We start from the raw sequence: 13,608 nt of genomic DNA on the forward strand, positions 1-13,608 counted from the left end.
ACTACAAATTAACACCAAAATATAAAAACTATGAAAAAATTTCTGTTATCCATGATGGTATTCGTGACGATGCTGTCATTCAATGCCTGTTCAGATTCCAATGCCAATCAGGATCCTAATCTAGTAGCTAAAGAGTCAAACGAAATTGCAATGAAAGATTTCGGCAAAACTGTCCCGGTAGGGATTGAAAAAGAAGATGGAAAGTTTAAAGTTTCATTTATGGTTTCGGCTCAGCCGTATCTCATTAAAGATACTAAGGAAAATGCGGGATTTATCTCCATGATCCAGGATGCTGTAGAAAACGAAACTCCCGTTCATATTTTCCTGAAGGCCAATTCTAACGAAATCGCAAAAGTAGACAAAGCAACAGCTGATGACATCCGTTATTTCAAGTCTGTATTCAATAAAGAAGAGAGAGGTGACAGCAAAAAAGCAGTCAGTGTTATTCCTAATCTTGCAACGTTAAACAGTCTGTTTACCCAAATTAAAAATCAGGCTTGCGGAACTTCTACAGCTTCTTCCCCTTGTATCACATTCAGATACCCTGTGGATGGCTGCTACGCAAGAGCTCACAAGATGAGACAAATACTATTGAATGCAGGATATGATTGTGAAAAACAATTCGTGTATGGTAACCTGAGAGCATCTACAGGAACATGCTGCGTATCATGGGTATATCATGTAGCGATATTGGTAAGCTTTAAAAATGCTTCCGGAATTGTTGAGAAAAGAATCATTGATCCATCATTATTCTCCAGCGGACCGGTAACTGATACGGCATGGAGAGCTGCATGTACAAACACAAGCTGTGGATCTGCGTCTGTATCTTCTTTTGCCAATACAGCAGGAAACGTTTACTACAGAAGTCCATCAGGTTCTTTACTGTATGATAACAACTACGTAAATACCAATTGTGTATTAAACATATTCTCATCCCTTTCCGGATGTTCTCCTTCTCCTGCACCTAGCGTAGGAAGCTGTGGATTTTAACTAATTTATATAGAGCTCCTGCATTTATTTTGATACATTGCAGGAGCTTTTTACTTAATACTTTTCCTTATGAAAGCCTGGTCCTATCTATTATTACTTTTTATTATGATTACATCCTGTTCCGGTAATTCCAGTTCACAGAATTTAACCTGGTATAATAATGCCACTATTTCAAATATCACTGAAGATCCGGACAAGCCGAATGAAGTGGTACGTGTCGCCATAGGGATCAGTGCTCAGGTATTTTATATTTCAAAAAAATCACCTGATTACAAGACTCTTATAGAAAAGGCAACTCAAAGCTTTAAGAAAAGCAAGACTTATAATATTGGTATTGAAAATAAAACCAATATCATCAAAGAAATCAAAGAGGTCAAATAATCTTTAATCTCTCTAAAATAGTCTGTCATTATCTGATCACAGAAATTCCGGCATCTACTTTTACTTCAGCTCCATGAATATAGGAAGCATCTTCTGAAGCAAGAAACAGAACTACATTGGCTATTTCTGATGGTTCTCCTTGTCTTTTAAAAGGAATCGTAGGAATAATATCCTCAATGGCACTTTCAATCTGTTCTCCGGTTAATCCTGTGTTATTAAAAATATTGGTTTTAATATGTCCCGGACTCACTCCGTTGACACGGATACCGCGTTCTGTAAGTTCTACAGCAAACGTTTTAATGAAAGACTGCACTGCTGATTTGGCCGCAGAATACACCGAAAAATTAGGCATTGCAATCTCTGTCGCTACAGAAGTATTAAAAATAACAGAGCTTCCCCTTTTCATCAATGGCAATAATTGCTGTACTGTAAAAAACGGACCTTTTACCAGTAGATTAAAAAGATCGTCAAATTGGTTTTCATCCACATATTCTACAGGAGCAAATTTTCCGTATCCGGCATTGGCAAAGACAAGATCAATATGTTCAGTATGTTTTCTGACTTCCTGCTGAAGATTCATCAGATCTTTTATATTTCCTGCATTAGAAACAATTCCAAAAGCATTTTCTCCAAGTTTTTCCAGGGCAATGTTCACCGTCTCTTCACTCCTTCCTGTGATAATGGCTGAGCCTCCTTCTTCGATAAATTTCTGAGCAGTGGCCAAACCCATTCCATTGGTTCCCCCGGTAATTAAAGCGGTTTTGTTTTTAAATCTCTGCATTGTTTTTAGTTTAAATTTCTCCTGCAAAGATTGGAATAGAGACAGTCTTAAAAAATCCGAATCATGCGGAAATGGATAAAAGAAATTTTTTACTTTCTTCCCTATTTTAGTTTATCAATAATTCTCATAAATAAAATCTTTCAAAATTAAATTGCGCACAATTTAATTGTTTATACATTTGTACTGTTATTTTACTTCAACATCAAAAACAGGAAGTTCAATAACCGTCAAGTAGTTTAATTTAAAACAAAAAGAAAAATGTCATTAATAGAAAATCTAAACTGGAGACATGCTGTAAAAGCTTATGACCCGAACAAAAAAATTTCACAGGAAGACCTTAATACTATTTTAGAATCAGCAAGACTGGCTCCTACTTCATCCGGATTACAACCATTCCGAATCATTGTGGTAGAAAATCAGGAACTAAAAGAAAAAATGGTAGCAGGTGCTTTAAACCCTGAAGTAATGAGAGATTCTTCTCACGTTTTGGTATTTGCAGCATGGGACAGCTATTCTAATGAAAAAATTGACAAAGTTTATGATTATCATACCGATGTAAGAGACCTTCCAAGAGGCCGTTTCGGAAGCTATACTGACAAAATCAAAGAAATGTATGGCGCACAGACCCCTGAGGAACATTTTGCGCATACTGCCCGTCAGACTTATATTGCCTTAGGAATCGCTCTGGCACAGGCAGCAGAACTTAAAATCGACAGTACTCCGGCAGAAGGATTCAACAATGCTGTAGTGGATGAAGTACTGGGATTAAAAGAACTAGGATTAAAAAGTGTTAGTCTTTTATATCTTGGATACCGTGACGAAGCTAATGACTGGCTTTCTTCTATGAAAAAAGTCAGAATTCCAATGGATGAATTTATCATAAAAAAGTAATACCTTCATCGAATCTTTCGTACTCAAACTTATGGAAAATCCGAAAACACCCAAACTAGAAAATCAGATTTGCTTTCCGCTGTATGTGATTGCCAAAGAGATTACAGGACTTTACCGTCCTTTTCTCGATGAACTGGACATAACGTATCCACAGTACCTTGTTATGATGGTATTATGGGACGGAGACGGGCTTACAGTAACCCACATTGGAGAAAAACTGTTTCTGGACAGCGGTACTTTGACACCTCTTCTTAAAAGACTGGAGTCTAAAGGATTTATTATCAGAAAAAGAAAAAAAGAGGACGAAAGAGTGGTTGAAGTATTTTTAGATGAGGCTGGGAAAAAGCTTCAGCAAAGAGCATGTGAAATTCCGGGAAAAATTCAGGAAAGACTGGGTATACAGCCGGAAGAACTGCTGCATCTTAAAGACACAGTACTAAAAATATTAAACAAAATAGAAAAATAAATGAAAACGCTATATACCACTCAAGTAACTGCTCAAGGAGGCAGAAACGGACATGTAAAAAGTGAAAACGGAGTTTTAGATCTTGAAGTAAGAATGCCAAAAGCACTGGGAGGAGCCAATGATGATTTTGCGAATCCTGAAATGCTTTTTGCAGCCGGATATTCAGCTTGTTTCGACAGCGCTTTGAACAGAGTAATCAGTCTTTCTAAAGTGAAAACCGGAGAAACAACAGTTACTGCACAGGTGAGCATTGGCCAAATTGAAAATGGAGGTTTCGGATTGGCAGCAGAACTGGATGTGAACATCCCTGGAGTTTCTATTGAAGAAGCTCAGGAATTAACAGAAAAGGCACACCAGATCTGTCCTTATTCTAATGCAACCAGAAATAATATGGAGGTGAAGCTTTCAGTAACCAACAACGATTAATCCAATTTTTTTAAGCATAGTTATAATGAAAGGAGCTGTTTCTACTTGAAACAGCTCCTTTTTTAATTTTTAACCACAGATTTCGCAGATGGACACAGATGATTGAGGATATTTTTAGTAACAGTTCGTCATCATTCATAATTCATTATTTATAATTTATAATTCATCATCATCTTCTGTCTTTATTTACATCACTTTTCTGATAAGCATCTACTTTTTTATAAGAATCATTTTTCTCTTTTTCTTTTTTATCGGAAATCAGAATACCGAAAAGGTGATCGATCTCATGCTGGAAAATAACGGCTGTAAATCCTTCTACAATTTCAGAATATTTCTGGCCTTTCAAATCCACATACTCCAGCTGAATCACCTTACTTCTGTAAAACTGATCTCTGAAATCCGGAATAGAGAGATCTCCTTCAGGGCCAAAATTCTGTAGATCGGAATGCCATACAATGACCGGATTGATGAAGTATTCCAGCGGGGTTCCTTCTTTGTCAAAACGCTGTACCCAAATGATCTTTCTATTGATACCCACCTGAGGCGCTGCAATTCCTACTCCACCGTCTGTTGAAAGAAGAGACTCTTTCATTCTTTTTACCAGAACAGCTGTATTCGGATCCAGAGGATCAATTTCTGAAGAAATATTCAGCAATGTCTTATGCTGATTGGTATCTGTAGTCTGATAGATTGGCAATGCGGTATTTGTATCACCTTGATTGATTACCGAAATTTCATTAGAAGTAAGTTTCTGGGCATTGATCAGTCCGATAAAAAAGATTAGCAGAATGGATATTTTTTTCATGTTTTTGGAATGTTATACAAAGGTAAATAAAATGATTATTTATCCATGAATTTTAAGTTTTGGCTAAAGCCGATGGAATTTTGATAAAAAAAATGAACGGGCTAAAGCCCGTTCCTATTGAATTCAATATAAGTAATTGATTTTTGTCATTCTGAAAGGAATGCAATGGATTGAAGAATCTTATAATAAATTAACAGTGAGATTCTTCCTTCGTCAGAATGACATTTTTATAAGATTAAAAAGTCTTCGTCATATCTCCCGGAATAATCAGATTAAAATCTGTTGGGATATAGTCTTTTGAGGGAACTTTCAATTCGGGATCTTCTGATTCAAAAACGGAGATCACTGCCATTTTCAGATTAGGATTTTTCTGTTTGATATACCAATAGATTCCTCCAAATTCTTTACTGTGATAGTTTCCGTTATAATGGATAAAGGTTTTTCCGGCCTGGAAGTTTTTCAGAATAGATTCTGCCATGGTAGCATCTTTCGTTGCCTGGGCTGAAATAAAATTCATCACTTTGGTTCCTTCTGCATGATCTCCCATCATCGCTTTCATTTCCGGATATCCTGGAGTATCTAACGTAACTTTTATAGGTAACTGAGCAATATAAGTTTTCTCTTTTTCACTTAATTTATTCAGGGATTCAAGACCTTCTTTAGCGGTTTGGGAAGCATATTTCCTTGGGATATTGGTAGCAATAAAATTCAATTTTTTGTTTTTAGCAAAATCTACCAAAGGCTTGTAGTCTGTTGCATAATTGCTCCATAAACGGGCAGAGTCCTTGAATGTTTTAGCATCAAATTTTCCGTTTAAATATTGATCCAGCTGAGTCTGATTGTCTCTTTCAAACATTTCAGCTCCTAAAATAAGCTGTCCGTTCTTTTTAGCAAACAGCGCTTCTGTAATTTTAAGCTGAAGCCAGTGATTGATAGAACTGTTATGGTTTTCACCAAAAAAGACCACATCATAATCGGCCAGTTCTTTCACCAGTTTTTCCGTTTTTACTTCCTTTCCTTTTTTATCATAAAACTGATAAGCTTTAAAGTCCTGTGCCTTCAGAGAACAGAAACCGGCAAGCAGTATCGCTATGAAAATATTTTTCATTTTATTTTATATTTAATCACAAATTACACAAATATTCCGGCACTGCAGATCACTTGTCATAAAAAAGACCGCTTTGAATTTTACAAACAAAACGGTCTCATTCAAAATCATCTAATTATTATTTTTCTAATCCTGCTACAAGGTCCTTCCACTCCTGAAGCTCAGGAATTCCAGGTTTTCTTTTTCCAAAGAACTGAACGATAAAGTCTCCTTCTTTGTTGAATACCTCGATAGCTGTTACTTCTCCGTCTTCAGTTGGTTTTTTAACGATCCATGCTTCTGCAATTTTCGTTACATCAAGGTGTAAGTTGAAATCAGGATCCATTACGTTGAACCATTGCTGGTGCCAAAGTGTTTTCTTCACGTTCCCTGTATGAATCTGAATAATTCCTCTGTTTCCAACGAAAACCATGATCGGTGTATTTTTTTCAGAAGCATCCTCAAGGATGTTGACCACTTTAGCATTATCAATTTTCTTAGCAAATCCTTCCGGAGCTAATCTTAGTGCCTGTGTTCTGCTTACACCATATTTTCTTGTCATCATGAAGAAATCATGAGTATCTTTCAATTCTGTCCAGGCTTTTTTGAAGCCTTCCACATCTATTTCAGTATCTGCTTTTTCAGCCTGTTTTGGAGCCGCCGCTTCAAATACAAAAGCCTGATTCTGATCTTCTGCTTTGAACTTCCCAACCAATGCATCGAAAGCTTCTTCGTTACTGTTTTTTGTCAGATAGATCTTGTGCAATGCCAGACCATCTTTTCCAAAAAACTGAAGACTCTTCTTATCTCCTTCCACTACTGCAAAAGCAAACTTCCAGTGGTTAAGGAAAATTCTAAGATCAATGTCTTCTCCAACAAAAAGCTGTGCGTGCGGGCTGCTGAAATCTCCATTCAGGTAAGTTCCTTTTCTTTCGTGAACACATTCATCATTACGGGTAAGAGCCATTACTTTTCCCAATTGCTCAGCTTCTGTAAGAATTCCCGGGAAATCTGCGTTTAAAACAGTTACCTCTTCTCCTACACTGGTCAATAATAATTCTGCTTCACTTACCCCTAACTGTGCAGCGGCATTTCTTATTCTTATGTGTGGGTTTTCTGCTTTCAGAGCCTCCCATTTTTCCTTTAAATCATTAACTAATGTGCTCATTATTTTATTTTTTTATGGTTAAAATTGTATAAATTCTTTGTATTGTTTCTTCTCCTGTTTTACTTTTTATTTCTTCTTCTTTTTCGGAAATTTTCATTCTTTTAAAATGGCTTTTGGAAATCAGTTCTTCCATTTCATTGTTGCTGTACAGGGTGAAATCATATTCTGTGAACGGAAGTTTCTCCATGAAATCTCTTTGCCCGAATGTAAGAACGAATGTTCCGTCATCTTTTAAAACCCTGTAGATCTCATTTAAAAATTCTACCGGATTTTCCCAGAAATAAACGGTATTGACTGTAAATATTTTATCGAAAGTTCTGTCCTGAAAAGGAAGCTTCTTACCTTCATACAAGACAAATTCTGCCTGTCTTTCAAATTCTTTATTGAGTCTTTTGGCCTCATTATGCATGGTTTCAGAAATATCAATCCCAGTATATCTGAGGTTTTTAGCAAGACTCATGATACTTTTCAGGTGCCCGGCATTGCCGTGTCCTATTTCAAGGATATGCTGATCGTCTTCCATTACAAGGGTTCTGATGCTTTCTAGCGTCATGCTGATGTTTGTAGCATTCATCATCTCACCAATCTCAATACCTTTTTCGCCCTGAGGATTGGCAAGATTCTGTGCAAGGATTTTAAGTTCTTCTTTTTCCATAGTTATCCAAAAATGATCATTGGGTTATTCGTAATGGGGTGTCCGCAGATGGTACAGGGAAAATTATAGGCTTTGCTGATGTTTTCTGCCGTAAAAACTTCTTGTGGAGTTCCAAAGGCGGAAACTTTTCCTGATTTCATCAATAAAATCTTGTCTGCAAATTGTGCGGCAAGGTTCAGATCATGTAAAACAACAATGGCGCTGTTGGCTTTTTTCGTAAAATTTTTGATAATTTCCAACGCCTTGTACTGATGTTTTATATCCAAATTGTTTAATGGTTCATCCAGAAAAACCAGCTTATGGATAATCTCGTTCTGTAATTGTGCCATTACTCTTGAAAGATGTACCCGTTGCTTTTCTCCTCCGGACAGGGTGTTGTAATCTCTGTCTTTCAGATGAAAAATATCTGTTTCATACATCATATTATTCATGGCCTCCAGATCTTCTTTACCGGGCTGAGCGTCAAAATAAGGATATCTTCCCATCATGACTACATCTTTTACCTGTAAAGGAATTTCATTGGAATTGTGCTGCGAAAACTTGGCTTTATGCTGAGACAGCTCTTTTACTGCCCAGTCTGCAATAGATTTTTCTTTGAATACAATATTAGTTTTTCCTTCTTTTACTTCATTTGCCAAAACACTTAAAAGACTTGACTTCCCTGCTCCATTCGGTCCAACGATTGCTAAAAACTCGCCATACCCTAAAGAGACATCAACACTGTCAAGAATTTTAAAATTCTTGTGCAGATAATTAATTTGATGTGCTTTTATCATTAGAGTGATTTTTTAAATTTAATTAAAATAGCAATAAAAATAGGTCCTCCGATCAAAGAGGTTAAGATACCGATAGGCAGTTCTGACGGTGCCACAATACTTCTGCTGATGGTATCGGCAATCAGAAGCAAAATACTTCCCATAACTGCTGACAACGGCAAAATGAACACGTAGTTTGATTTAAATAAAAGTCTTAAAATATAAGGTACAATAAGACCTACAAAACCAATTGTTCCTGAAAATGCAACGCATGTACCTATCATTAATGAAGTGATAACAACAATCTGTTTTTTCAGTTTCTCTACATTGATTCCCAAATGCTGAGCATCTCTTTCTCCCAACATCATGGCATTCAAGGCCTTTCCTTTAGGAAGTAAAATTGCATAAGAAATAACCATAACTACTGTTAAAACGATATTTTTTGTCCATGTGGCAGCAGCCAGACTTCCCATATTCCAGAATGAAAGGTCTCTCAACTGTTCATCTTTTGAAATATAAATAAGGAATCCTGTAATTGAAAACCCTATGGAGGTAATGGCAACACCACTTAAAAGCATCATCACCACATTTGTTTTTCCTGCACTTGTAGAAATTCTGTACACCAGCATCATCGCCAGCAAAGCTCCTAAAAAAGCCGAAATCCCTACCAGGGAAAACTGTACAATTTCAGGAAGATACTGCTTAAAATGCCCTCCCAAAACAATAGCAAATGCAGCCAATAATGTTGCTCCCGACGTTAAACCAATTGCTTCACCAGTTGCCAGCGGATTTTTAAAAAGTCCCTGCAATGTGGTTCCTGAAACGGCAAGCATGCTCCCTACCAGAATAGCCATAATAATTCTGGAAGTTCTTACTTCCCAGATGACATATTTATCACTTAGCGACAGATCCGGATCTCCTTCAATAAACTTGCTTAAAACCGTGAACGGTGATACCCCGTTAAAATCATAAACGCCGATATAAAGTGCCACCACTGCCAGAATACCCAGCAATATGGCATTTATAATAAGATAAAAGTATAGTTTACTTTGTGTTTTCAATTAAAAGTTTGTTTAATCCTACTGCTGCTTCTCCTAGTCTCGGTCCGAAACCTGATACTAAACCTCCGTCCATTGCTATGATCTTTTTATTTTTCCCGGCATTGGTTTGGGAAACGCCCGGCATTTTAAGAGCGCCTTCATTACCTCCTGCTCCCTGTAAGCCTGTTTCAAAGAAGAACAATACATCAGGATTAGCTTTTACCACGGCTTCAGGTGTTAATGGTTTGAAATCTTCAAAATCAGTAACGGCATTTTCACCTCCTGCAAGAGTAATCAATGAAGCCATTGGTGTATTTTTGCCACTCACCATCAGCATATTTCCTCTGGCGTAGATGAACAATACTTTTGGTTTTTTAGCAATGGGCTGTACTTGCTTTAAGTCAGCATCAATTTTATCATTTAGTTTCTGATAATCTGTATTTCCGATCGCTTTTGCTACTTGTTCAATAAGTTTTTTAGTACCTTCTACTGTATATTCCTGTTTGAAAACTTCGGTTTGAATTCCTGAAGATTTGATTTTCCCCATTAATTCCGGATTGATATCTTTATCAGAAGCCAGAATCAAAGTAGGATTAACAGCCATGATGGGCTCAATCGTCATTGATCTCATGTGCCCTAAATCTTTAGCCGTAGCTTTTAAAGATGCGGGATAGGTACTGGTAACATCCGTTCCTACAATTTCTTTTTCATGGCCTAAAGCAGCTACGATTTCAGTAATTCCACCGTTTAATGTTACTATTTTATTGTTGGTTTTTGGTGCTTCAGAAGTAGCTTCTGTTGTATTTTCTTTCGTTGATGCTTCTGCTTTTTTGCAAGAATATACTGCTACAAGTACAGAAGCTGCAAGGATGAATTTTTTCATGATATACTATTATTTGATTATTTATAAAGGTTCAAATTCAAAATTGGTGTAACCACGGTTTCCGTTTTCGTCTTTCATTTTGTTGAATCTCAGTTTAAAGTAGAAACCTTCAGCGTCTTTCAACACAAAGAAGCGGTCTGAATACACAAAAGGAACCGGATTGGTTGCTGTACCGGTAGTAGTTCTCCACTTATCTCCAATGGCTCTATGGTCATTAAAAACAAATTTGGCAGGCTCAACGTCTTTCAGTTTAAATGCAGTGTAAGCCTGATCCAGACTTCCTGTAACGCTTACCTGGTAAGCACCTACTCCATTCAATGTATTAGTAGTTACAAAATCTGCGTAGAAGTAGCTTCCTGCACTAGTTGTAGGTCCCATGAATACTTCATTGGTAAATGTTGTGAACGCGATGTCCCATTTTTTCTTCTTAGGTTGAATTTTTACCGGAGTTCCTGTTTTCAGGTTGAAGAACGAAAAGTTGTATTCTGTATCTTTAGTAATGATATATTCTTTGATATCAGCTCCTGTTGCATTCACATCAGCATAACGGATTTTATATCCATTCTGAGCTCTTAGAATCTGAATTTTTTTCCACCCTCTCGGATCACCGGACAATGAAACGGAACCTGCCCCGATATTGGCTGCTGAAGGTATTTCCCTTCCAAGATTGATCAGATAAACAGGATTATCAGCATCATTTTCTTTGATGGCATCAATTCCTGAAGTCTGATGCAGAAAATCTCCATTGGGGTTGTCAACATATTTCATATTGGCAGCATCAAATGTTCCCACCTGAGCAATTTCTTTCAAGCTTGCTGTATCAGTATCTTTTACTTTACTGATATCGGTAGCATCTGGTATTTTAATAACCGTCATAGCAAGAGATCCGTTCATAATTACACGAAATTCATCTCCTGTATAAAAACCAAGATCCCAATCTGTTCTGCTGTTAACAGCCGGATTGGTGTAATCACTCAGATCAATCCAAACCTGATTAGGTTCTGTAGGGCCACCGATTTTTACATTCACTTCTGATCCGGTCATAGGAGGAACCGGAACCGGATCTTCATCTGCAGAGAGGCAAGACTGTGTGGCAGCCATGATGGAAAGAACAGATAATATTTTTAAATACTTCATAACAGTAACTTATTTAAAATTGAAACATTAATCGGGCAAAATAGCTTCTGCCATAGTATAGATTAACAAACCCATTCGCTGCTGTATGGGCTGAGCCGGCAACTGCTGTAGAGTTTAATCTTGTTACATCAAATATATTTTTTACTCCGGCGGAAATTTCAAAATGCTTATTCCAGAAAGGCTGGCTTACAATGAAATCCATCATATGGAAGCTGTCTACTTTTCCAAGACGGAAGCCGCTTGCTCCGTCAGATACATAAATTCTGTCCGGACCTGTGAATTTGTAGTAAAGAGCAAAATTGGTATCGGTATTTTTAAGTTTATAGGTTGCTGAAGCTCCTGCCTGTACCAAATACTGGAAATCTGTAGGAGAAGAAGATGTTAATTCATTCATTGATACCGACGTACCGTTTACAGAACCTCTTAAAGACAGGGCAAACTGATCTTTTCTAAAATCTACGTTGGCTGAGAACAATAGGTTTTTATAGGTATTAAGGTTCATGTATTTGTAGGTAGAAGGTTGTTTTACCACTACCATTTCAATCCTGTCACGTACATCCAGATATAATGCATCCACTCCGTAAGCGATTTTCCAGCCATTATCTACAGAAAAGTTCTGATTCCAGAAAAGTCCTGCTGAGAATCCTTTTTCAGGATTTAAATCCGGATTTCCTTGTACATCATGGTTAAGATTTACAAAATAGGTGTACAGCTCATCATATTTAGGAAAACGGTTTGCAGATCCCACGATGGCTCTAAGATTTGAATTCTCGGAAGTTTTATATCTTGCTGATAAAGAGTAGTTGTACTGATTGTTAAAGTTCTCACTAAGGGAAAGCCTTACTCCCGGTCTTAAAGAAAATCTGTCTGAAACGTTCCATTCTGCAGAAAGGAAATTGGAATAGGTGAATATCTTTCTTTTCACTGCTTCACCAAAGAAGTCTCCGGCGATCAAAGCAGCATAACCATTAGTGTAATCCAGCTCATAACCCAACTGGAAATCAAAAACTTTACTATCCAGAAAATTACTGAACATTCCTCTTGAATAGATAACATCTGTTTTATAGTAAGATTTTTCGTCCTGACGGCTCTTTATCGCTCTGTTTGGAATATCGTAATTGTAGTCATAATATTTTCTGTCCTGATTCTGATAGGAGAAATCTCCCAGGTATCGGATATGTCCCAGATTGGTCTGAATATTAAATTGGTGCACCCAGCGGTCAGTATTGTACTTTCTGTCTCTGCTCTCATAAGATACTCCACCCATCCCGTCATTAAGCGGATTACGACTTACTTCCGGGTTGTAGAAGTTAAAATTCTCATTAAGATAGGACAGTTTGTAGAAAAATGTTGTTTTATTTTTTGTATACCTTAGCAACGCAGAGGCATCATACTGGTCTTTCGGGTTCCACTCATACCCTCTTTGGTTATCCTGTCCGAAATACTTGTAGCCTTTGCTTTCTCCTTCATATCCCATAAACTGGTTATGGTTGAAATTGATGCTTGCAAACCATTCGTTGCTGATATTATAATCTATATTCAGGTTCTGAATATGTCTTCCGTTCCCTCTTTTCTTAAGATCGTAATTGTCTCTCACTGTTTCTTCCTGTACGGAGCCTCTTACACTTACTTTTTTTGTACTGGTTTTCTTTGTAATAATATTGATTACCCCGGCAACAGCACCATTTCCATATTCTACACCCATACTTCCTTTTACAATTTCAATTCTTTCGATATTGCTTAAGGTAATTTTGGTAAGGTCAATATTGCTTCCCAGTCCTGTATCTCCTACTACCGGAATATTATCTATAAGAATTTTCACATAATCTCCATTAAGTCCCATGATATTGGCGGTGGAATTTCCTGAACGGGTATCCGGAGTGATCTGTATGTTAAGACTTTGATTTAAAACCTCGGCAACATTAGTGGCTGCCATATTTTTAATCTGTTCTGCATCAATGACATCAACCTTATATATGGATTTGTTAATAGACTGCTGCATGTACTGTCCTGTAATAACAACTTCTTCAATTTTCTTTTGATTAAGAGAATCCTTTTCTTGCGCATTCATCCATATGACTACGGATAATGATAGAACGGAAAGCACTTTCTTCTTCATAAGGGTACAAATTTTCGACAAATA

15 protein-coding genes are annotated in these 13,608 nt (G+C 37.1%); 5 read left to right on the forward strand and 10 right to left on the reverse strand.

Annotated elements, in window-relative coordinates:
- Window positions 1-30 precede the first annotated feature (30 nt).
- On the forward strand, window positions 31-990 hold the full coding sequence (locus SFA27_RS15530; protein ID WP_264518410.1) for a protein-glutamine glutaminase: 960 nt from the start codon (window positions 31-33) through the stop codon (window positions 988-990).
- Between the two features lie 105 nt (window positions 991-1,095).
- Window positions 1,096-1,371: a hypothetical protein gene (locus SFA27_RS15535; RefSeq protein WP_407293321.1), complete on the forward strand. Its 276-nt coding sequence runs from the start codon at window positions 1,096-1,098 to the stop codon at window positions 1,369-1,371.
- A gap of 28 nt (window positions 1,372-1,399) precedes the next feature.
- Here SFA27_RS15535 and SFA27_RS15540 read toward each other — a convergent pair whose 3' ends face one another.
- Window positions 1,400-2,152, reverse strand: coding sequence for an SDR family oxidoreductase (locus SFA27_RS15540; protein WP_407293323.1), 753 nt, complete (start codon window positions 2,150-2,152; stop codon window positions 1,400-1,402).
- Window positions 2,153-2,410: 258 nt separating this feature from the next.
- Here SFA27_RS15540 and SFA27_RS15545 point away from each other — a divergent pair, with 258 nt between their 5' ends.
- From SFA27_RS15545 to SFA27_RS15555, 3 genes are read left to right on the forward strand one after another with little or no spacing between them, the layout of a single operon-like run.
- Window positions 2,411-3,043, forward strand: coding sequence for an NAD(P)H-dependent oxidoreductase (locus SFA27_RS15545; protein ID WP_407293325.1), 633 nt, complete (start codon window positions 2,411-2,413; stop codon window positions 3,041-3,043).
- Between the two features lie 31 nt (window positions 3,044-3,074).
- Window positions 3,075-3,509 carry a MarR family winged helix-turn-helix transcriptional regulator gene (locus tag SFA27_RS15550; RefSeq protein ID WP_407293327.1) on the forward strand — a complete coding sequence of 145 codons (435 nt, stop codon included), beginning with the start codon at window positions 3,075-3,077 and terminating at the stop codon, window positions 3,507-3,509.
- Complete coding sequence (locus SFA27_RS15555; RefSeq protein ID WP_047376901.1) at window positions 3,510-3,935, forward strand: organic hydroperoxide resistance protein; 426 nt, start codon at window positions 3,510-3,512, stop codon at window positions 3,933-3,935.
- A 169-nt stretch (window positions 3,936-4,104) separates the two neighbouring features.
- On the opposite strand, the gene SFA27_RS15560 is transcribed toward SFA27_RS15555, so the two are convergent.
- The 9 genes from SFA27_RS15560 to SFA27_RS15600 all read right to left on the reverse strand — a co-directional run bounded on the left by SFA27_RS15560 (window position 4,105) and on the right by SFA27_RS15600 (window position 13,584).
- Window positions 4,105-4,740, reverse strand: coding sequence for a peptide deformylase (locus SFA27_RS15560; RefSeq protein WP_407293329.1), 636 nt, complete (start codon window positions 4,738-4,740; stop codon window positions 4,105-4,107).
- A gap of 235 nt (window positions 4,741-4,975) precedes the next feature.
- Window positions 4,976-5,848, reverse strand: a complete 873-nt coding sequence (locus SFA27_RS15565) for a ChaN family lipoprotein (RefSeq protein WP_407293331.1) — start codon at window positions 5,846-5,848, stop codon at window positions 4,976-4,978.
- A gap of 118 nt (window positions 5,849-5,966) precedes the next feature.
- Entirely contained in the window at window positions 5,967-6,995 is a 1,029-nt protein-coding gene (locus SFA27_RS15570; protein ID WP_264518416.1) for a hemin-degrading factor, read from the reverse strand.
- A gap of 4 nt (window positions 6,996-6,999) precedes the next feature.
- Window positions 7,000-7,650 (reverse strand): class I SAM-dependent methyltransferase, encoded by a 651-nt coding sequence (locus SFA27_RS15575; protein ID WP_407293333.1) that lies wholly within the window; start codon window positions 7,648-7,650, stop codon window positions 7,000-7,002.
- Between the two features lie 2 nt (window positions 7,651-7,652).
- The gene (locus SFA27_RS15580) at window positions 7,653-8,426 is read right to left on the reverse strand and encodes a heme ABC transporter ATP-binding protein (protein WP_407293336.1); all 774 of its coding nucleotides are present in this window, start codon (window positions 8,424-8,426) and stop codon (window positions 7,653-7,655) included.
- Entirely contained in the window at window positions 8,426-9,466 is a 1,041-nt protein-coding gene (locus tag SFA27_RS15585) for a FecCD family ABC transporter permease (protein WP_407293338.1), read from the reverse strand. The genes SFA27_RS15580 and SFA27_RS15585 overlap by 1 nt, the downstream gene beginning before the upstream one ends.
- The gene (locus SFA27_RS15590; protein WP_407293341.1) at window positions 9,450-10,328 is read right to left on the reverse strand and encodes a hemin ABC transporter substrate-binding protein; all 879 of its coding nucleotides are present in this window, start codon (window positions 10,326-10,328) and stop codon (window positions 9,450-9,452) included. The genes SFA27_RS15585 and SFA27_RS15590 overlap by 17 nt, the downstream gene beginning before the upstream one ends.
- A 21-nt stretch (window positions 10,329-10,349) precedes the next feature.
- Complete coding sequence (locus SFA27_RS15595) at window positions 10,350-11,465, reverse strand: HmuY family protein (RefSeq protein ID WP_407293343.1); 1,116 nt, start codon at window positions 11,463-11,465, stop codon at window positions 10,350-10,352.
- A gap of 13 nt (window positions 11,466-11,478) precedes the next feature.
- Window positions 11,479-13,584: a TonB-dependent receptor plug domain-containing protein gene (locus tag SFA27_RS15600; RefSeq protein ID WP_407293346.1), complete on the reverse strand. Its 2,106-nt coding sequence runs from the start codon at window positions 13,582-13,584 to the stop codon at window positions 11,479-11,481.
- Between the last annotated feature and the right edge of the window lie 24 nt (window positions 13,585-13,608).

Origin of the sequence: Chryseobacterium sp. HR92, from assembly GCF_045689405.1 — a bacterium.
Lineage (GTDB): Bacteria > Bacteroidota > Bacteroidia > Flavobacteriales > Weeksellaceae > Chryseobacterium > Chryseobacterium viscerum_A.